Raw genomic sequence first — 17,430 nt, 5'->3', positions numbered from 1 at the left:
GCGACGCTGCCGCTACCAGCACGACGCTTCGTGCTTGAGCCTGACCCGTTCCGCTCCCCTCACGACGGTTTCCGCTTCACTGCGGCTCCACCTGGACCCTCACCCCTGCCCCTCTCCCGCACGGGAGAGGGGTTCCCCGCGCACATCAGGAAGGGCTCTGGGAGGCTTCCCCGCGCGCCGCGGAACCATGCCGATGCGCTGGCGGGCTAGCCTCCTCGCCGCCGCGCTTCTCGGCCTCGTCCTCGCAGCCATCGGGATCGTGGCCGCGCGTCCCCCACCCCTCGACCTCACCGCCGCCGAGATCCGCTCGCCGGTGGTGCTCGACCGCAGCGGCACGCTTCTGCGTCCCTTCGCCACCGCGGACGGGCGCTGGCGGCTGCCGCTCGCGCCGCAGGCCGTGGATCCGCGCTACGTGGCGATGCTGCTGGCCTACGAGGACCGGCGTTTTCGCGATCATCCGGGCATCGATCCGCCCGCCCTGCTGCGCGCGGCCGGGCAGTGGCTCGCCGCCGGGCGGATCGTGTCGGGCGGCTCGACGCTCTCCATGCAGGTCGCCCGCCTCGTCGAGCCGCGGGCCGAGCGGTCGCTGGCCGCGAAGCTGCGCCAGATGGCGCGCGCCGTGGAGCTGGAGCGGCGCCTCGGCAAGGACGGGATCCTGCGCCTCTACCTCGCGCTCGCGCCCTACGGCGGTCCGGTGGAGGGGGTGCGGGCCGCGAGCCTCGCGTATTTCGGGCACGAGCCGGGGCGGCTCTCGCTGGCCGAGGCCGCCCTCCTCGTCGCCCTGCCGCAATCGCCCGAGGCGCGCCGGCCCGACCGCTTCCCCGAGGCGGCGCGGCGCGCGCGCGACCGCGTGCTCGACCGGGTGGCGGAGCGCGGGGTGGTGCGCCGCGACGAGGCCGAGGCCGCGAAGGCGGAGCCCGTGCCGCGCCAGCGCCGCCCCTTTCCGATGCTCGCCGCGCACGCCGCCGAGGCGGCGCTGGCGCAGCGGCCGGCGCAAGCCGTCCACCGCCTCGCCATCGACGCCAAGCTCCAGGCGAGCCTGGAGGCACTGGTGGCTGAGCGCGTCGGCGCGCTCGGCCCCGACCTGTCCGCGGCGATCCTGGTCATCGACAACCCGACCGGTCAGGTGCGCGCCCATGTGGGCAGCACCGGCTACCTCGACGCCTCCCGCGCGGGCGCCATCGACATGGCGGCGGCCCTGCGCTCCCCCGGCTCGGCGCTCAAACCCTTCGTCTACGCGCTCGCCTTCGAGAGCGGGCTCGCCCACCCGGAGACGCTGCTCGACGACCGGCCGTCGCGCTTCGGCGCCGCCTACGCGCCGGAAAACTTCGACCAGACCTTCCAGGGCACCGTGACGGCGCGGCGCGCGCTGCAGCAATCGCTCAACGTGCCGGCGGTGGACTTGCTGGAGGCGGTCGGCCCGGCCCGCTTCATCGCCCGGCTGCGGGCCGGCGGGGCCGCCATCGCGCTGCCCCGGGACGCGGCCCCCGGCCTCCCCGTGGCGCTCGGCGGGCTCGGCATCACGCTCGCCGACCTCGCGCGGCTCTACGCGGGGCTCGCCCGCGGCGGGATCGTGCCGGACCTCGTGCGGCGCCTCGACGGCGCGCCGGCCCCTCCCCGCGACCTGCCCCGCATCGCCGAGCCGGTGGCGGCCTGGTACGTCGCCGATACCCTGCGCGGCACGCCGCCGCCCGAGAACGCCCTGCCGAACCGCCTCGCCTACAAGACCGGCACCTCCTACGGCTACCGCGACGCCTGGGCGGTCGGGTTCGACCGGCGCGTCACGGTGGCGGTCTGGGTCGGGCGGCCGGACGGCGCAGGCGTGCCGGGCCTCGTCGGGCGCCTCGCCGCCGCGCCGATCCTGTTCGACGCCCTCGCCCGGATCGGCGGCGAGCCGGAGCCGGTGCCGATGGCGCGCGACGCCCTCGTCACCACCACGGCCGGCCTGCCCCCGCCCCTGCGCCACATCCGCCGCGACGCCCCGAAGGTGGCCGGCGAGGCGGCCGGCGCGGCGCTGCGCATCGCCTATCCGCCGGACGGCGCACGGGTCGATCTCGGCCTCGCGGAGGGAGCCGGCAGCGGCCTCGCCCTGAAGGCGCTCGGCGGCACCCTGCCCCTCACCTGGATGGTCAACAGCCTGCCGCTGCCCGAGGCCGCGCGCCGGCAGGCCGAGTGGCAGCCGGACGGGGCCGGCTTCGTCCGCATCTCGGTGATGGATGCGACCGGCGCGAGCGACAGCGTGGTGGTGCGGCTGGAGTGAATTCTTGATTTCGCTGCTGGCGCAGGCCCGCGCGAAGCTGGGCGCCGCGCGCCCTGTCACGCGAACCGTCGGGCGGCCCTCAGCTCTCGGGCCGCTTCGTGATCTCGGCCTTCGGCCGGCCGCCGCGGCCGATCAAGGCCGCGTAGAGCGTCGGCGGCAGAACTTCACGGGCCGGCCGCATCTGACCCAGTTCCGCGTCGGTGGCCTCGGGATTGTCGGGATCCTGGGCGATCCGAGCCTGCAAGCGGGCCTCCTCCTCGTCGGTGAGGAAGCGGACCGGGCGGCGATCGATCGTCGGCGTCATAGGGACCTGCGAGCCGTGCGACGAGCGCTACTGCAGATGCCGGCGGTAGGTCTCGCCCGCCTGCGCCTTCAGATCCGCCCCGGCCTCCCGGCCGATCGCGGCAGCGTCCGCGGCCGCGCCGGTGCGGGTGGTGGCCCAGTGGGCGCTGCCGTCCGGCAGGAAGAGGAGGCCGTTGAGCGTCAGGCGCTCGCCGTCGATCTCGGCGAGCGCGGCGATCGGCGTGCGGCAGGAGCCGTCGAGCTCGGCGAGCAGCCCCCGTTCGGCGGCGAGCGCCGTCGTGGTGCGCGGGCAGGCCACCGCCTGGAGGAGGTCGATGATCGCGCGGTCGGCCTCCCGGCACTCGATGCCGAGCGCGCCCTGCGCCACCGCCGGCAGCATCTCGTCCACCGACAGCACGTCCTGCGCCAGATGCGCGAGGCCGAGGCGCTCCAGGCCGGCGATGGCGAGCAGCGTCGCGTCGCAGGCCCCCTCCTCCAGCTTGCGGATGCGGGTGTTGGCGTTGCCGCGCAGGGGCACGATCTGCAGGTCCGGCCGGCGCATCAGCACCTGGGCGCCGCGGCGCAGCGACGAGGTGCCGACGCGGCTGCCCGCCGGCAGGTCGGCGAGGCGCTGCGCCTTCAGCGACAGGAAGGCGTCGCGCGGATCGTCGCGCTCCAGGATCGCCGCGATGACGAGGCCGTCCGGCAGCCACGTCTCGACGTCCTTCATCGAGTGGACCGCGACGTCGATCTGGTCGGCGAACAGGGCTTGTTCGAGTTCCTTGGTGAACAGCCCCTTGCCGCCGATGGCCGAGAGCGGCCGGTCGAGCACGCGGTCCGCCACCGTGTTGACGACGACGAGCTCCATCGCGCCGGGTTCGGCGAGGTGGGGATGGGCGGCGGCGATGCGGTCGCGGACCATGCCGGTCTGGGCGAGCGCCATCGGGCTGCCGCGGGTGCCGATGCGCAGGGGGCGGTGGGCCATGACGCGTGCTTCGCCGGTGAGAACGGTTCGTCCCTCGGCGAGTAGCCGCTCTGCCGCAGCCTGTCACCTGCCGCCGGCTAATCCTTGGGGATCTGCTCGTTGGCGACGGGCTTCCCCTGCGGCGTTCCGGTGGAGGGCCGCCGGTCCTCGTCGGGGGACGGCCGCGCGCCGGCGGGCCGGCGGCTGGTGCCGACGCTGGCGTCGGCCAAACCCTCGGGCGAGTCGGGCGGTTCGGGTGTGGTGCGGTCCGTGGTCATGGTGGCGCCTCCGGCCGGGTCAACGGCCGGGGGCGTGGGTGGTTCAGAACCCGGTGAGAGCCACCGCCGTGTGCTCGACCTCGGGCGGGGCCGCGAAGTGGTCGGCCACGCAGGAGCGCCATTCCTGAAAATCCGGCGACTGGCGGAAATCGACCGTGTGGTTCTCCAGCGTGTCCCACTTCACCATCAGCCGGTAGCGGGTCGGGCGCTCGATCGAGCGGTGCAATTCCAGGCCGCGGCAGCCCTTGGCGCGCCGGAAGACTGCCGTCGCCTTGCCGACGCCCTCCTCGAACGCGGCCTCGTGGCCGGGCTTCACCTCGATCTGCGCGATTTCCAGGATCATGCCTGTCCTCCCTGACGGGTCACGCATGCGCGATCGCGCGGGCGAAGTCCACGCCAAGGTCCGTGCCAAGCGACAACGCCAGGAGACATTGCCGAGACCGGTGGATGACGTCCGCGCGCGGTTGCATCCCTGCGGCGCGGCGCGCACAAACCGTGAATAGATCCCGTGCGGCGGGAAACCTGCGTCAAGCGGGACCGTTGCCTCGGGAGCGAGGTGTGAGGACTGCGCCGATGACGACGCTGAAGGAATTCGAGGAGGCGCTGCGCGAGCACGGCATGCTCATGGCGCTCGCGATCCTGGAACGCCTGCGCGAACGCGACCGCGCCAACCGCACGGTGAAGCCCGGCCGGCGCATCGTCGGCAAGAAGATGACGCCGGATCTCGCCCGCGCCATCCTGGACCTGCACGGCTCGACGGAGATGACCCAGCAGGAGATCGCCTTCAAGCTCGGGGTCAACCAGGGCCGGGTGAACGAGGTGATCAAGCGCGGCAAGTGGCTCTCGGGCGACCAGAGCGCGCCCGAGGCGGTGGCCCGCGACAAGGGCAAGGCGCGCATCCGCGGCGTCGAGACGAAGCGTCCGCCCCGCAAGGCCAAGGATGCCAAGACGGCGGCGCGCCGGCCCGTGAAGGCCCAGGCGCAGCTCGCCTTCGGGGATCTCTGATACGAGATCCGGACGATCAGTTCGGATCTCGTATCAGCGAGCCTGCGGGGCGCCTGAGCGAAGCCGAAATCCGCATCGCGAAGCGATCAATCGGATTTCGTATGACGCGAGACATGAAAACGCCCCGGCCGGACGGCCGGGGCGCTCCTCTGACGGGATCGGGTGAGGCCGGTTACGCGGCCTGCTGCACGCTGCCCTCGATCGACCGCGGGGCGTCGCCCGTGGCGATCTGGATCTGGCGGGGCTTCTTCGCCTCCGGGATCTCGCGGACGAGATCGACGTGGAGGAGGCCGTTCTCCAGGGCGGCACCCGTCACCTGGACGTGGTCCGCGAGCTGGAACCGACGCTCGAAGCTGCGCGCCGCGATGCCCTGATGCAGGAACTCGCCCTTCCGGGTCTCCGCCGCCTTGCGCTCGCCCTTGATCGTCAGCGCGTTCTCACGGACCTCGATCGACAGATCCTGGTCGGTGAAGCCGGCGACCGCCACGGTGATCCGGTAGGCGGTCTCGCCGGTGCGCTCGATGTTGTAGGGCGGGTAGGTCGGAGCCGACTCGGCGCTCACGAACTGGTCGAGAGCCGAGAACAGACGATCGAAGCCGACGGTCGAACGGTACAGGGGGGCAAGGTCGAACTGACGCATGACATATTCTCCGTGCGAAGCAATATGTGGTCTTCGGATCCGCCGCGATGGGCCGGATCCTGCCGGGATGCGCCGCCTGATGGCCGGCGCTTCCTGAATATCGGGGGCGCCCCGGCACCGTTCAAGACCCTGCCGGGAGGCTGCCGACGACTCTGCAAAACGGGCACAACGCGGCCGGGCGCTTGATTTTGCGGGCCGGGCTTGGTGCTCTCGAACCGTCGCCGTTCTCGCCCCGGGGCCGCCCTTGACCGTTCCGCTGCTCGCCACCCCGGACAACCCCATTCCGCCCGGCGCGCGCATCCTCGCGGTGGCGACCGCGGACGGGCTGACGCTGCGGGCGGCCACCTGGGCGGCCACCACGCGCACCACCCGCGGCACGGTCTGCCTGATCCAGGGGCGGGCCGAGTTCATCGAAAAATACTTCGAGACGATCCGGGACCTGCGCGGGCGCGGCTTCGCGGTGGTGGCCTTCGACTGGCGCGGCCAGGGCGGCTCGGACCGCACGGTCGAGGACCCCTACAAGGGCCATGTGGGTGATTTCGACGAGTACCGGCTCGACCTCCAGGCGATCCGGAGCCAGGTCCTCGTGCCGCTGATGCCGGGCCCCGTCTTCGGCCTCGCGCATTCGATGGGCGGGGCGGTCTGCCTGATCGCCGCCAAGGAGGGCTGGCTGCCTTTCGAGCGCCTCGTGACCATCGCGCCGATGCTCGGCATCGCGATGATCCGCCATCCGCGCGCGGCCATGCGGCTCGCCGCCCTGCTCGACCGCCTCGGCTTCGGCCGCCATTTCGTGCCCGGCGGGACGCCGGTGTCGATCGCCACCAAGCCCTTCCCGGGCAACCGCCTGACCACCGACCCGGTGCGCTACGCCCGCAACGCCGCCGCCGCCCTCGCGGTCGGAGCCGGGGCGGTCGGGGATCCGACCGTGTCCTGGCTCGCCGCCGCCTTCCGGGCGATGCGCCGGCTGGCGGATCCGCGCTACCCCCTCGACATCCGCGTGCCGATCCTCGTCCTCGCCGCGGGCGACGATCCGGTCTGCAGCACGCCCGCGATCCAGCGCTTCGCCGCGCGCCTCAAGGCCGGCCACACCATCACGCTGCGCGGGGCGCGGCACGAGATCCTGATGGAGCGGGACGCGATCCGCGAGCAGTTCTGGGCCGCTTTCGACGCGTTCGTTCCCGGCACGCCGACCCCCAGCCCCGGCGACGACGTGACAGCGCTGGAGCGGGTGCGGTTCTGATCCGCGCCCGAAGACGCGCGCCGGGATCCGTCAGACGTTGAGGAGGGCGAGCGCCGCCTCGTGCAGGCGCCGGTCGCCGGCCGCCAGGATGGTGCCGCCCTCGGCCGCGGGGCCGCCGTCCCAGCTGGTGACCACGCCGCCCGCGCCCTCGATGACCGGGATCAGGGCGACGATGTCGTAGGGCTTGAGCCCGGCCTCGATCACGAGGTCGATCTGGCCGGCCGCCAGCATGCAGTAGGCGTAGCAATCGGTGCCGAAGCGGGTGAGGCGCGTGGCGGCCTCGATGCGCCCGTAGCCCTCGCGCTCGCGCCCCTCGCCGAACAGGCGCGGATCGGTGGTGGCGACGATCGCCTCCGACAGGGCCGAGCGGCGCCGGGTCAGCAGGCGGCGGGTGCCGTGCGGGCCGCGGTACTGCGCGGTCCGGCCGTCGCCCGAGAAACGCTCGCCGAGGAAGGGCTGGTGCATCAGACCGTAGCAGGGCACCCGGTCGCGCGTGAGCCCGATGAGGGTGCCCCAGAGCGGCAGCCCGGCGATGAAGCCGCGGGTGCCGTCGATGGGATCGAGCACCCAGACGTACTCGGCGTCCTCCTGCTCGCTGCCGAATTCCTCGCCCAGGATGCCGTGGCTCGGGAAGGTGCGGCGGATCAGCTGCCGCATCGCCGCCTCGCCCGCCCGATCCGCCTCCGTGACGGGGTCGAACGGCGCTTGGCCGGTGGATTTGTCCTCGGTCGTGAAGGCGGCGCGGAAGAAGGGCAGGATCGCCTGCCCGGACAGCGCGGCCAACTCGTCCACGAACCGCGCGAAATCCACGACGCTCATCGGCCATCCCCCATGGTCACGTCCAACCCCGGCGCGCGGCTGGCCCGAGCCGGATCGAAAGAACGCCGGCCGGCCTGCGTCAAGCCCTCCGCACCATCCGCGCGAAGCGGCGCGCCGTGCAACCTGTGGGGTGAGAAGGCCGTTGGGGCACCCCGCAGCCAACCGAGGCGACCATGTGGCTCCTGTACGCCCTCACGCTCCTGGCCGGCATCGCCAACGCGGTGCAGCCCGGCCCGAACGCGACCCTCGCCAAGACGCTCGGGCAGCCCTTCGCGGCCGGCCTCGTGGTGGTCACGGTGAGCGGCACCACGCTGCTGACCCTGGGCCTGCTCTCGGGACGCCTGAGCCTGCCGAGCCCGGAGGAGGCGGCGCAGGTGCCGTGGTGGGCGTGGTGCGGGGGCCTTCTCGGCGCCCTGCTGGTCCTGTCGCAGCTCTTCGTGGCCCGGCAGATCGGGGCCGCGCCCTTCCTCGGCCTCCTCGTCACCGCCGGCGTGATCACCTCGATCGCTCTCGATCATTTCGGCTGGGTCGGGTTCAAGGAGCACCCGGCCGGGATCGGACGGATCGCCGGCGGCGTGCTGATGGTGCTGGGCGTGAGTCTCGTGGCCCTGTTCTGAGTTGATCGGCGCAGGTTCCCGTCCTGACCGGTGCGAAATACCCCCTCGAGAAGACGACGAACGTCGAGGCTCATCCCGAACCCGTCGTCTCTCCGGATTCATTTCGTTCGGATCACGGGCGAACTCCCGGCGCTCCGCAACGTTGGGGCTCAGACCATCCCTTGAGGAGACCACGATGCGATTGAGCACCACGATTCTGGCAGCCGCCTTTTCCCTGACCTTCGCGGGCTTCGCCCAGGCGCAGGCTCCGGCCGGTCAGGTCCCGCCCGCCCCGGGGACCCCCGGCCCCGCCGCCACCGGCACGGTCGCCCCCGCGCCGAACACCACCGGCAACAGCCCCAACGTCACGGTCGCGCCCGGCCCGACCGGCGCCTCGACGATCCAGACGGATTCGGCTGCCGGCAGCAATGCCGGCCAGCCGTCGCGGGCGGTGCCACAGGGCAGCGGCGGCTCGCGCTGAGGCCAGCGGGGTGCGGCGCCGCCATCGGGCGCCGCACCCGAACCATCGCGGGCGAGTCTGGGGCGGAGGCGAGCTCCGCATGATCGCTCGCCCGCCAGCCGCGAGCGCTCCGAAGCCGCATCCGATCGCGCCGCAACCGGTTGAAGCTCTCAGCTCGACGCTCTCGACTCTGGGAGGCCCGCGCTCTCCTGCGCCACACGGAAGCCGTGTTGGGGCAGAGCGCGCTAATTGTCCCGGCGGCCCTCGGTCATCCGGTCCTTGCAGCGATACCCCAGGAAGCACTGCCCGACATCGGCGGAGGGGCCGAAATACGGCTCCGTGGTCTGCTCGATGGTGCAGAACCCCACGTCGCGCACGAGGCGCTCGTAGGTGTAGGGGCCGGTGCCGACGAGCGCCGCACCGCGCTGGTTCACCGCGGCGAGGGTCTGGCCGCAGGGGAGGGCCGGCGCCGGGATACGGTCCCCGACCACCTGTGCGCTCGCGACCTGCGCGAGGGTCGCGACGGAGAGGAGAGCGGCGGTCAGCGCGCGCGCGAGCGTGGACATGGGGCGATCGGGTCCGCGGGATGGGCCGCAAGCGGCAGCGAGGGTGGCGTTGTACCCACCGGGCGCTCGATCCGGAAGCCTCGCCGCCCTCAGGCCGCCATGCCCTCGGCAACCTTCTCCTGCCGGTCGCGCGGCTTCGGCACCGGGCGCAGCGACGTCGCAGGGTCCTGCAGCGCCGTCTCGGCCTCGCGCCGCGACGAGGTGGTCTGGACGAGGCGCGACCAGCGCATGGGAATCTCGTAGGCGGCGACGAGGCAGCCATCCGCATCGTAGCGGCGCCAGCCGCAGCGCGCGCGGCCGGTCTCGTCGGTCTCGTCATAGGTTTCGTAGCGGGCGACCGGCTCGCCCCGCACGTCGTACTCCGTATGGAACCAGCATACGCCGTCCGCCGGCCCACCGCGGCTGCGTGAGCCTTCGATCATCAGCCGATGCGTGACCGGGATACGAAAGATCGTCTCGAATACCGGGGGCTGAAACAGCATGGCGATGGGATCCCCTCCTGCGATCTCCTGGTGGAAGACCGTCGGAACCGATGACGACGATGACGATGTTGCGACGCAACAGAGTCGTCGTCAAGCGAGCGCGAGGGCCGCGGCGCGCGCGATCCACGGGCAGGAGGGTGCCGTTCGGTGAGGATATGGACTAACGTCTAGGACGATCAGGACGATTCGGAGCTTCGCCATGCGGCGCCACCGCCATGCCAAGATCGTTGCCACCGTCGGACCCGCGAGTGCCTCACCCGAACGCCTGAAGGCCCTGTTCCTCGCAGGCGTCGACACGTTCCGCCTGAATTTTTCGCACGGGCTGCACCAGGACCACGCCCGCGTCCACGCGGCCATCCGCGATCTCGAGCGCGAGACCGGCCGGCCGATCGGCATCCTGCAGGACCTGCAAGGCCCCAAGATCCGCATCGGCACGGTGGCGGGGGGCAAGCTCGACCTCGCGGCGGGTGACCGCGTGCGCTTCGTGCCGGAAGGCCGCGAGGGCGACGTGCGCGCGATCCCCCTCCCCCACCCGGAGATCTTCGCCTCGGTGGCACCGGGGCAGGACCTGCTCATCGACGACGGCCGGGTGCGGGTGCGGGTCACGGGCGTGCAGGACGACGCGCTCGATGCCGAGGTGGTGACGGGCGGCGTCATCTCCGACCGCAAGGGCGTGAACCTGCCCGGCACCGTGCTGGCGCTCTCGCCGCTCACCGAGAAGGACCGGGCCGACCTCGCCTTCGGGCTGGAGCTGGGCGTCGACTGGGTGGCGCTCTCCTTCGTGCAGACGCCCTCCGACGTGATCGAGGCGCGCGGCCTCATCGGTGGCCGGGCGGGGCTGATGACCAAGATCGAAAAACCCTCGGCGCTGGAGCACATCGAGGACATCGTGCGCCTGTCGGACGCCGTCATGGTGGCCCGCGGCGATCTCGGCGTCGAGCTGCCGCCCGAGGACGTGCCGGGGCGGCAGAAGGAGCTGGTGCGCGCCTGCCGCCGGGCGGTGAAGCCCGTGATCGTCGCGACGCAGATGCTCGAGACGATGGTGTCGGCCCCGAGCCCGACCCGGGCCGAGGCGTCGGACGTGGCGACCGCGGTCTACGACGGGGCCGATGCGGTGATGCTCTCGGCCGAATCGGCGGTCGGCCAGTACCCGGTCGAGGCGGTGACGATGATGGACCGCATCATCCGCCGCACCGAGACCCACCGGCTCTACCGCTCGCTGGTGGCGGCGACCGAGCCCGAGGTCGAGGACAGCCCGCCCCACGCGGTGGCGGCCGCCGCCGCAGGCCTCGCGGATTCGATCCAGGCCGCGGCGATCGTCGCCTTCACGCTGAGCGGCACCACGGCGGCCCGCATCGCCCGCAAGCGCCCGAACGTGCCGATCCTGGCGGCCACGCCGGATCCGGGCGTCTCGCGCCGGCTCAGCCTGTACTGGGGGGCGCACAGCGTGCTGTCGGAGGACATCGCCTCCTACGAGGCGATGGTCGGCAAGGCGGCCGAGATCGCCCAGAGCGAGGGCTTCGCGCAGAGCCCGGACCTCGTCGTGGTGGTGGCCGGCGTTCCCTTCGGCACGCCGGGGACGACCAACAACCTGCGGGTCATCGAACTCGGGCGCGGCATCTGAGGCCCGTGGTCCGGGGCGCGTGAGCCTCGGAGCTCCCGCCCGATCGCGGCCGGATCGGGGGTCCGGACGCGACGATGCAGGCGCGGGACCGGGAGGGGTTGCCCGCGCCCCCGGTGCGATCCGGCCTCAGCCCGGCGAGCGGCCCGTCTCGGCGGCGGCGACCCGGCAGATGTTGCGGGCCGGCCCGAGTTCCGCGAGCGGGGTCGGGCCCGCCTGCGCCACGCGGACGGCCTGGGCCGGGCGGCGGTGCTGGGCGGTGTGGATCTGGGCCGGATGGGATTGGGCGAGACGGACCGGCTGCGCGGCCGAGCGCGTCTCGGCGACGAAGACCGGGATCGCGGCCGGCACCGTCTCGCGCTCGTGGCGGGGACGCTTCTCGTAGAAGGCGTTGCCGCCGGCCAGCGCCACGTAGTGCATGTTGGTGTAGGGGAAGCGCAGGCCCGCGGTGTGGAAGAACTTGGCACCGCCCACGCGCTCGTGGCGCTCGCCGGCCAGGATCGCATCGGCGATCTGCACGGCCTTCTCGCGCTCCTTGTCCCGCATCGGCTTGTGCAGCACGCCGGTGGCGAATTGCCGATGCTGGCCGACCACGCCGCAGATCGAGTCCGGATAGTTCGGCGCTTCGAGCCGGTTCATCACCACCGTGCCGACCGCGAGGAGCCCCTCCTCGCTCGACCGGTTGGACTCGAAGTACATGGCCCGGGCCAGGCAGTCGCGGTCGGCCGTCGTCACGGCGGCGATCGGCTTGCGGCCCGCGATCGAGCCGGTGGACGCCGTATCGAAGCCGGGCTGGACGATCCCGCAGCCGCCGAGCTGCGGGGCGCAGGCGAGGACGGCCAGTCCGGCGGCGATGGAAACCCGACGCGTATGCTGCATGCAACCCCCGAAGCTTGCGGTCACGCTTTCCGTCTAGCTCGACCGCAAATGTGGCAGCGGCGGGGCAAGCACCGATCAGGTCGTCATTCTTTCGCCTTGACGAGAACACAGAAGATTTGAGTGGTACATGAATACAACGCTCTGTTTTGCATTGCGAAACAGATCTGTGCGTTGCGTCAGATTCGTCGCCGGTGCGGACAGTCGAGGCCGGTCACGGGCGTGCAGCCCGCAAGACGGCTCGGCCGAGTCAGGCGGCGGGCAGGGCGCCGACCGCGGCGAGGATCCTGCGGAGATCCGCCCGCGCGGCGTCGTCCAGGGGCGCCTGCGGCGGAAGCGGATCTCCGACCGCGAAACCCTGGAGGGCGAGCCCGGCCTTGACGCAGGCGGCGAGCTGATAGCGGGCGAAGGCCTGGTTCACGGCCCAGAGGTCGCGCTGCAGCGCCATCGCGCCGGCCCAGTCCCCCGCCTGCGCCCGCTCGTAGAGGGCGACGCTCCGGCGCGGCACAAGGCAGGCCGGCCCCGCCATCCAGCCGACGCCGCCGATCAGCATGACGCAGGCCGGGATGTGCGAGGAGGCGGCGAAGACCTGCATCCGTCCCTCGGTCTCGGTCAGGATCGAGAGCAGGCGTCCGGTGTTGGTCGAGGCGTCCTTGATGTAGCGGATGTTCGGCACGTGCGAGAGGCGCCGGATCAGCGGCAGCGACAGGTCGGCGCGCTGGAAGTTCGGATTGGTGTAGAGCACCACCGGCCCGTCCACCGCCTCGGCGACGGCCGTGAAATAGGCGGCGATGCCGTCGTCCGGCACCGGGAAATAGGCTTCCAGGGTCGCCATCACCCCGTCGGCGCCGAGCGCCATGACGCTGCGCGCCAGCGCCACCGCCTCGGCCGTGGTGGTGGCGGCCACGCCCGCGATCACCGGCACGCGGCCGGCCGCCGCCTCGACGACGGTCTCCACCACCGCGAGCTTCTGGGCGGTCGTGAGATAGGCGAACTCCCCCGTCGAGCCGAGCGGGGTGAGCCCGTGCACGCCCTCGGCGATCAGATGATCCACCAGCCGCGCGAGCACCAGGCGCAGCACGCGCCCGTCCGCGTCGAGCGGCGAGACGAGATAGGGAAAGACGCCGTGGAGCGCGCGCATCGAAACCTCACGCCAAGTCGAGCATCCAGCGGGCGCCGAGCCTCACGGTGCGTCGCGCCGCCCGATCCACGTCGCGGGCGCGGGGGTGGATCCTGCCGCTGATCTAGCGCGAGGCTGGACGAAGAGGATACCGGCTCGTCGCGGAAAATGCGGTGGATTCAAAGATTTAAGGCAGCAGCCGTTCCACCGCAGACCGCTGCCGGCCCGGGCGCAAGCCACCTGCCGCGCATCCCAAGTCCCCGGCCGCATCCCAGGCTTGTCGCCTATCCCGCTCGATGGACCGCCAGGACGCAATCATCAGGCAATGAGCCGGGATATGATAAGATGTCACGGAACGAGCCGACAGGGTATCGCGCCCGGGTGCGGCACCGGCGGTACAGAGCGGGGAGGAAAACCATGGCGACGATCGTCCTTGATCCCGGTCATGGCGGAAAGCACAAGATCGGAGGGTCGAGCCCAAACAACGCCACCGGACCGAACGGGTTGAAGGAGAAGAAGGTTACGCTGAAAGTCGGCATCGCGGCGAAGAAGGCGCTGGACGGTTCCGGCCATACGGTGATCCTGACGCGCGATGAGGACGAAAATCTTGGGATCGTCGAGCGCGCGAAGGTCGCCAAGGACAACGACGCGGCGGTCTTCATCTCGATCCATTTCAATGCACCGGGCGGCAGCACGCCCGCCCAGGGGACCGAGACTTGGATCGGTACCGGGCACACGGCGATGTCCCGGGGCCTCGCGGACGCGGTGCAGCGCCGCGTCCTCGCCGTGACGGGCTACCGGGACCGCAAGGTGAAGGTCGGCAACGTCTCGGGCGTGATCAAGCCCGAGAACCACGATCCTGACACGGCGAACTGTCTCGTGGAGATCAGCTTCTTGTCGCTGCAGGCGAGCGAGGAGGCGCGGCTCGGGCAGCAGAGCTACATCGACGCGCTGGGCCAAGCCATCGCGGACGCGGCGCTGGAGCACCTCGGGCAACGGGGCCTCGGCGTCGCGCCGGCCGCCCTCGCGCAGTTGGCCGTGGAGGAACCCGAGGACGGAGCCTCGGCCCGCCGCCTGGGATTTGTGCGCGATGACGACGACGAGGCCGGGGTGGTCGCGGTGGATGCCGACGCGTTCCGGGTTCCCTTCGCGGATCTGGACGCGTTCGAGCGCATGACCGAATCGGCGCCCGATGCCGATCTGGGTCCCGCCGCGCGGGCGGCCGGTTTCGACGCGGCACTCGCCGAGAGCGCGCCGGCGGTCACGATCGATTTCGGCCCGAACGCGAAGGCGGCGGACGTCACGGCCTTCTCGCGCCAAGTGCTCGGCGAGGTGATGCAGCGGGCCGGCCTCAGCCGGGTGATCATCTCCAGCACCTCGCGCAGTCCGGCCGATCAGGCTCGGGTGATGTTCAACAACCTGGAACGGTTCGGCATCGCCCACCAGCGGGCGCTGTACGGCCCGGCCGGGGACCTCGTCATCGGCGTCTATCAGGCGCGGAAGGCGGCTGGCGCGGGCGCCTCGGCGATCAAGGCGGCGATGGAGCAGGAGATCATCCGCATCGGCCCGACTCGGGTGTCGCGGCACGCCTCCGATCCCAAGGTGCTGAACGTCTTCGACGTGGCGCCGAGTTCGGTGACCCGCAAGGCGGAGTTCGAGCGGGAGGTCACCCGCGACGCGCGCATCTCGAAGTTCATCACGCCGCCGAACGATCCCGGCTACCACCTCGAGATCCCGCAGCCCGGCGCCCCGTGAGGGCGCCGCACTGGGAAACGACACGGAAAAGGCCCGCCGACGTCAGCCGGCGAGCCTCATGGGCAGGGTCCACGTTCCAGGGTACGGGGTCATGAGGTGGCGCGGCTCAATTGCCGTCTCGGCACCGCGCCAGGCTGGTCCGCCCTGGAGCCACTATCCCTGTCGGTAAAGGCCCGGCGGCGCGTCCTCGCCCCCGTCATCGGTGCACGTCGCGTGGGTTGGGCAACCTCTGGAAATCATGGCTGACCTCCTTGGCATCAACGTCGACCGGGGCATGCTGCGCCCGTTCGGGGGCGGTGGTCAAGCGGTCTTAAGCCGGCTTTTGAGGTAACCATTTGGGGGGTGCCCTAACGTCATACCTGCTCTGCGGGAGCCGCATCCGCGACCTCGGCTCGCGCCGGATTCCGGCCGCGGAGCACCGTGCCTCCCGGCGGCGGGACCGTTGCCGAAGGAGTCCGCGCCGCGGCGTCAGACCACGTGCAGGATCGCGTCCTTCACCACGCGGGCCACGACCTCGCAGGTGAGTTCGCTGGCCGCGCAATGCGTCACCTGCCGATCCGCGAGGTCGTGGTCGAGGGCCGGGTCGCAGGCGCTGGCGAGGAAGTAGCCGGTGTCGGTGATGCTCATGACGTAGACCGGCGAGGCGCGGCCCGAATGCCGGTTGATGAGCATGAACTGGGTGTAGGCCTGCTCGAAATCCGGGCGGCCCTTCAGCGGTGGGCCGGTCTCGACCAGGACCCCGTGCGGCCCGAGCTGCGCGGCGGCGGTGGTCAGCACCTCCGCGGCGATCCCCTTGAGGAGCGCGACCCGGCGCAGATCTTCGGGCGTCAGCGGCTCGGCCGGGCCTTCCTCGGCCGGATCGTCCACGGCCTGCCGCTTGCGACTCTGCTCCTCGAAGAACTGGCCGAAATCCGCCAGCACCACCTCCGAGCACCGCGGAGGCGGCGGGGCAGGATCGACGGCGGCTTCCATCTCGACCATCACGGCGCTCCACCAACCCCCGTCCCTGAAACGGCGAACAGCTTAAGTCGGACGCCGCCTGCGGCAAGGCACCGCGGCCCGCGTGGCGGGCGGGGCGCCGGCCATCGGCAGGCAGGCGCCGGTCCTTCGCGTCAGGACAGGGCGGCGCGGGCCAGGGCCGGGGCGAGCGCGCCGCTGCCGGCGCGGGCGGCGTGGTCGGCCTGCACCGCGGCGTAGACCGCGGTGAGCCGGTCGAGGTGCCGTTCCAGGCTCAGCGGGGCGGCCCAGTAGCGGGCATGGGCCGCCGCGCTCATCCGCCGGGCGACGGCGTCGTCGCTCAGGGTGCGCAGATGGGCGGCGAGGGCCGCCGCGTCGCCTGAGGGAAACCACAGGCCGGTCTCGCCGTCCGCCACCGCCTCGCGGCCCGCGCAGGCGTCGCTCACGATGACCGGCGTACCCGTCGCCAGCGCCTCGTAGACCGTGAGCGGCTGCCCCTCGTACCAGACCGACGGGAAGACCAGCGCGCGCGCCTGGCGCATCAGACCGGCCACCTCGGCCGCCGGCTTCCAGCCGAGGAAGACGGCCTCGGGGTAGCGGGCGCGCAGCATCTCGCCGCTCGGCCCGTCGCCGACGAAGACCGGCCGCACCCCCGCCTGCCGGGCGGCCTCCGCGAAGTGCGGCGCGCCCTTCTCCGGCGAGAGCCGGCCCACGAACAGGAAATGCTCGCCCGGGGCCGGCTTCGGCCCGTGATCCACGGCCGGGATCGGGTTGTCCACGCGGTGGAAGACCGTGCCGGGGGGCATGTGCGGGGCGACTACGCGCTCCTGCAGCGCGCTGATGGTGATGACGTGCGGCAGGAGCGTGCGCATCCCGCTCACCCGGTCGAGGGCGAGGTGGCGCACGAGGCGCAGGCCCTTGTGGGCATAGCTGCGCGAATCGCAGTTCGTCGCGATGCAGGCGCCCGACAGCGGGGTGCGGTGGCAGATCTCGTGCCGGCGGTAATCGTAGAACCCGCCGTTCGGGCAGACGAGGAAGAACTCGTGCATCGTGTAGGTCACGGGCAGCCCGCAGCGGGCGAGAACCCGGCCGATGGACGGCGAGAGCGCCTTCGCCCAGCCGTGGACATGCACCAGCGCGCGCGCGGGGTCGCAGGCGGCGAGCCGCGCCGCGAGCGCCCGGGCCGCCGGCGCGTTCCACACCACCTGCGCCGCGAAGGCGAGCTTGCTGGCGGCCGATTGCAGGTCGTCCTGGCCCAGGCACACCACCTCGACGCCGGCCGCCTTCAGGCGTGGATCCACCGGTCCGACCGCCGCGAACAGCGTGACGTCGTGCCCCCGCGCGCGCAGGCCGACCGCTGAGTCGATGGCGACCTTGGCCTGCCCGCCATTGACGTGGGCATGGTCGAGGACGAGGACGATGTGCATCGCGGACGGCGCTCCGAGGGAGACCGGAGGCTGTCACGCGCGGCTTGCAGCGGGGTAAACGCCCGGGCGGGCCGGCCGCAGT

19 protein-coding genes are annotated in these 17,430 nt (G+C 72.2%); 7 read left to right on the top strand and 12 right to left on the bottom strand.

The features are described 5' to 3' along the window. The first annotated feature begins 193 nt into the window (after nt 1-193). Nucleotides 194-2,260 (top strand): penicillin-binding protein 1C, encoded by a 2,067-nt coding sequence (pbpC, locus tag ACKUB9_RS08540; protein WP_407520624.1) that lies wholly within the window; start codon nt 194-196, stop codon nt 2,258-2,260. A 79-nt stretch (nt 2,261-2,339) separates the two neighbouring features. On the opposite strand, the gene ACKUB9_RS08535 is transcribed toward pbpC, so the two are convergent. The 4 genes from ACKUB9_RS08535 to ACKUB9_RS08520 all read right to left on the bottom strand — a co-directional run bounded on the left by ACKUB9_RS08535 (nt 2,340) and on the right by ACKUB9_RS08520 (nt 4,127). After that, a complete protein-coding gene (locus ACKUB9_RS08535) occupies nt 2,340-2,564 on the bottom strand; it encodes a hypothetical protein (protein ID WP_407520626.1) in 225 nt (74 codons plus the stop codon). Between the two features lie 27 nt (nt 2,565-2,591). After that, a complete protein-coding gene (hemC, locus tag ACKUB9_RS08530; RefSeq protein ID WP_407520628.1) occupies nt 2,592-3,527 on the bottom strand; it encodes a hydroxymethylbilane synthase in 936 nt (311 codons plus the stop codon). A gap of 77 nt (nt 3,528-3,604) precedes the next feature. After that, complete coding sequence (locus ACKUB9_RS08525; RefSeq protein WP_407520630.1) at nt 3,605-3,784, bottom strand: hypothetical protein; 180 nt, start codon at nt 3,782-3,784, stop codon at nt 3,605-3,607. A 43-nt stretch (nt 3,785-3,827) separates the two neighbouring features. Then, the gene (locus tag ACKUB9_RS08520; RefSeq protein WP_407520632.1) at nt 3,828-4,127 is read right to left on the bottom strand and encodes an antibiotic biosynthesis monooxygenase family protein; all 300 of its coding nucleotides are present in this window, start codon (nt 4,125-4,127) and stop codon (nt 3,828-3,830) included. Nucleotides 4,128-4,357: 230 nt separating this feature from the next. Here ACKUB9_RS08520 and ACKUB9_RS08515 point away from each other — a divergent pair, with 230 nt between their 5' ends. Next, nucleotides 4,358-4,789 carry an RNA polymerase subunit sigma-70 gene (locus ACKUB9_RS08515; protein WP_407520634.1) on the top strand — a complete coding sequence of 144 codons (432 nt, stop codon included), beginning with the start codon at nt 4,358-4,360 and terminating at the stop codon, nt 4,787-4,789. Nucleotides 4,790-4,961: 172 nt separating this feature from the next. Here ACKUB9_RS08515 and ACKUB9_RS08510 read toward each other — a convergent pair whose 3' ends face one another. Next, nucleotides 4,962-5,429, bottom strand: a complete 468-nt coding sequence (locus ACKUB9_RS08510; protein ID WP_407520636.1) for an Hsp20 family protein — start codon at nt 5,427-5,429, stop codon at nt 4,962-4,964. A 244-nt stretch (nt 5,430-5,673) separates the two neighbouring features. Between ACKUB9_RS08510 and ACKUB9_RS08505 the strand changes: the two genes are divergently transcribed. Beyond that, nucleotides 5,674-6,669 carry an alpha/beta fold hydrolase gene (locus tag ACKUB9_RS08505; protein ID WP_407520638.1) on the top strand — a complete coding sequence of 332 codons (996 nt, stop codon included), beginning with the start codon at nt 5,674-5,676 and terminating at the stop codon, nt 6,667-6,669. 30 nt (nt 6,670-6,699) lie between these two features. Here ACKUB9_RS08505 and hisN read toward each other — a convergent pair whose 3' ends face one another. After that, the gene (gene hisN, locus ACKUB9_RS08500; RefSeq protein WP_407520640.1) at nt 6,700-7,488 is read right to left on the bottom strand and encodes a histidinol-phosphatase; all 789 of its coding nucleotides are present in this window, start codon (nt 7,486-7,488) and stop codon (nt 6,700-6,702) included. A gap of 173 nt (nt 7,489-7,661) precedes the next feature. Between hisN and ACKUB9_RS08495 the strand changes: the two genes are divergently transcribed. Next, entirely contained in the window at nt 7,662-8,105 is a 444-nt protein-coding gene (locus ACKUB9_RS08495) for a DMT family transporter (RefSeq protein ID WP_407520642.1), read from the top strand. A 181-nt stretch (nt 8,106-8,286) separates the two neighbouring features. Beyond that, nucleotides 8,287-8,565 (top strand): hypothetical protein, encoded by a 279-nt coding sequence (locus tag ACKUB9_RS08490; protein ID WP_407520881.1) that lies wholly within the window; start codon nt 8,287-8,289, stop codon nt 8,563-8,565. A 224-nt stretch (nt 8,566-8,789) separates the two neighbouring features. Here ACKUB9_RS08490 and ACKUB9_RS08485 read toward each other — a convergent pair whose 3' ends face one another. After that, a complete protein-coding gene (locus tag ACKUB9_RS08485) occupies nt 8,790-9,110 on the bottom strand; it encodes a hypothetical protein (RefSeq protein WP_407520644.1) in 321 nt (106 codons plus the stop codon). An 89-nt stretch (nt 9,111-9,199) separates the two neighbouring features. Then, nucleotides 9,200-9,592 carry a hypothetical protein gene (locus ACKUB9_RS08480; RefSeq protein ID WP_407520646.1) on the bottom strand — a complete coding sequence of 131 codons (393 nt, stop codon included), beginning with the start codon at nt 9,590-9,592 and terminating at the stop codon, nt 9,200-9,202. Between the two features lie 199 nt (nt 9,593-9,791). Here ACKUB9_RS08480 and pyk point away from each other — a divergent pair, with 199 nt between their 5' ends. Beyond that, nucleotides 9,792-11,216, top strand: coding sequence for a pyruvate kinase (gene pyk / locus ACKUB9_RS08475; RefSeq protein WP_407520648.1), 1,425 nt, complete (start codon nt 9,792-9,794; stop codon nt 11,214-11,216). A 126-nt stretch (nt 11,217-11,342) separates the two neighbouring features. On the opposite strand, the gene ACKUB9_RS08470 is transcribed toward pyk, so the two are convergent. Next, nucleotides 11,343-12,092 (bottom strand): cell wall hydrolase, encoded by a 750-nt coding sequence (locus tag ACKUB9_RS08470; RefSeq protein ID WP_407520650.1) that lies wholly within the window; start codon nt 12,090-12,092, stop codon nt 11,343-11,345. A gap of 247 nt (nt 12,093-12,339) precedes the next feature. Beyond that, nucleotides 12,340-13,230, bottom strand: a complete 891-nt coding sequence (locus ACKUB9_RS08465; RefSeq protein ID WP_407520652.1) for a dihydrodipicolinate synthase family protein — start codon at nt 13,228-13,230, stop codon at nt 12,340-12,342. A gap of 396 nt (nt 13,231-13,626) precedes the next feature. On the opposite strand from ACKUB9_RS08465, the gene ACKUB9_RS08460 reads away from it, so the two are divergent. Further along, nucleotides 13,627-14,964, top strand: a complete 1,338-nt coding sequence (locus tag ACKUB9_RS08460; RefSeq protein WP_407520654.1) for an N-acetylmuramoyl-L-alanine amidase — start codon at nt 13,627-13,629, stop codon at nt 14,962-14,964. Between the two features lie 468 nt (nt 14,965-15,432). Here ACKUB9_RS08460 and ACKUB9_RS08455 read toward each other — a convergent pair whose 3' ends face one another. Both ACKUB9_RS08455 and ACKUB9_RS08450 read right to left on the bottom strand, forming a co-directional pair. Further along, nucleotides 15,433-15,945 (bottom strand): hypothetical protein, encoded by a 513-nt coding sequence (locus tag ACKUB9_RS08455; protein WP_407520656.1) that lies wholly within the window; start codon nt 15,943-15,945, stop codon nt 15,433-15,435. Nucleotides 15,946-16,076: 131 nt separating this feature from the next. Beyond that, nucleotides 16,077-17,348, bottom strand: coding sequence for a glycosyltransferase family 4 protein (locus ACKUB9_RS08450; RefSeq protein ID WP_407520658.1), 1,272 nt, complete (start codon nt 17,346-17,348; stop codon nt 16,077-16,079). Nucleotides 17,349-17,430 lie beyond the last annotated feature (82 nt).

The organism is Methylobacterium oryzisoli (assembly GCF_046557895.1).
In the GTDB taxonomy this organism is placed as follows: Bacteria; Pseudomonadota; Alphaproteobacteria; order Rhizobiales; family Beijerinckiaceae; genus Methylobacterium; species Methylobacterium oryzisoli.
The sequence above is the reverse complement of the archived record's forward strand: the minus strand, read 5'-3'. Positions and strand labels throughout refer to the sequence as shown.

What these genes read in the sequence shown, in the direction of transcription:
- pbpC (WP_407520624.1), top strand. Translation starts at nt 194, where the DNA reads ATGCGCTGGCGGGCTAGCCTCCTCGCCGCCGCGCTTCTCGGCCTCGTC.
- ACKUB9_RS08535 (WP_407520626.1), bottom strand. Translation starts at nt 2,564, where the DNA reads ATGACGCCGACGATCGATCGCCGCCCGGTCCGCTTCCTCACCGACGAG.
- hemC (WP_407520628.1), bottom strand. Translation starts at nt 3,527, where the DNA reads ATGGCCCACCGCCCCCTGCGCATCGGCACCCGCGGCAGCCCGATGGCG.
- ACKUB9_RS08525 (WP_407520630.1), bottom strand. Translation starts at nt 3,784, where the DNA reads ATGACCACGGACCGCACCACACCCGAACCGCCCGACTCGCCCGAGGGT.
- ACKUB9_RS08520 (WP_407520632.1), bottom strand. Translation starts at nt 4,127, where the DNA reads ATGATCCTGGAAATCGCGCAGATCGAGGTGAAGCCCGGCCACGAGGCC.
- ACKUB9_RS08515 (WP_407520634.1), top strand. Translation starts at nt 4,358, where the DNA reads ATGACGACGCTGAAGGAATTCGAGGAGGCGCTGCGCGAGCACGGCATG.
- ACKUB9_RS08510 (WP_407520636.1), bottom strand. Translation starts at nt 5,429, where the DNA reads ATGCGTCAGTTCGACCTTGCCCCCCTGTACCGTTCGACCGTCGGCTTC.
- hisN (WP_407520640.1), bottom strand. Translation starts at nt 7,488, where the DNA reads ATGAGCGTCGTGGATTTCGCGCGGTTCGTGGACGAGTTGGCCGCGCTG.
- ACKUB9_RS08495 (WP_407520642.1), top strand. Translation starts at nt 7,662, where the DNA reads ATGTGGCTCCTGTACGCCCTCACGCTCCTGGCCGGCATCGCCAACGCG.
- ACKUB9_RS08485 (WP_407520644.1), bottom strand. Translation starts at nt 9,110, where the DNA reads ATGTCCACGCTCGCGCGCGCGCTGACCGCCGCTCTCCTCTCCGTCGCG.
- ACKUB9_RS08480 (WP_407520646.1), bottom strand. Translation starts at nt 9,592, where the DNA reads ATGCTGTTTCAGCCCCCGGTATTCGAGACGATCTTTCGTATCCCGGTC.
- pyk (WP_407520648.1), top strand. Translation starts at nt 9,792, where the DNA reads ATGCGGCGCCACCGCCATGCCAAGATCGTTGCCACCGTCGGACCCGCG.
- ACKUB9_RS08470 (WP_407520650.1), bottom strand. Translation starts at nt 12,092, where the DNA reads ATGCAGCATACGCGTCGGGTTTCCATCGCCGCCGGACTGGCCGTCCTC.
- ACKUB9_RS08465 (WP_407520652.1), bottom strand. Translation starts at nt 13,230, where the DNA reads ATGCGCGCGCTCCACGGCGTCTTTCCCTATCTCGTCTCGCCGCTCGAC.
- ACKUB9_RS08460 (WP_407520654.1), top strand. Translation starts at nt 13,627, where the DNA reads ATGGCGACGATCGTCCTTGATCCCGGTCATGGCGGAAAGCACAAGATC.
- ACKUB9_RS08455 (WP_407520656.1), bottom strand. Translation starts at nt 15,945, where the DNA reads ATGGTCGAGATGGAAGCCGCCGTCGATCCTGCCCCGCCGCCTCCGCGG.
- ACKUB9_RS08450 (WP_407520658.1), bottom strand. Translation starts at nt 17,348, where the DNA reads ATGCACATCGTCCTCGTCCTCGACCATGCCCACGTCAATGGCGGGCAG.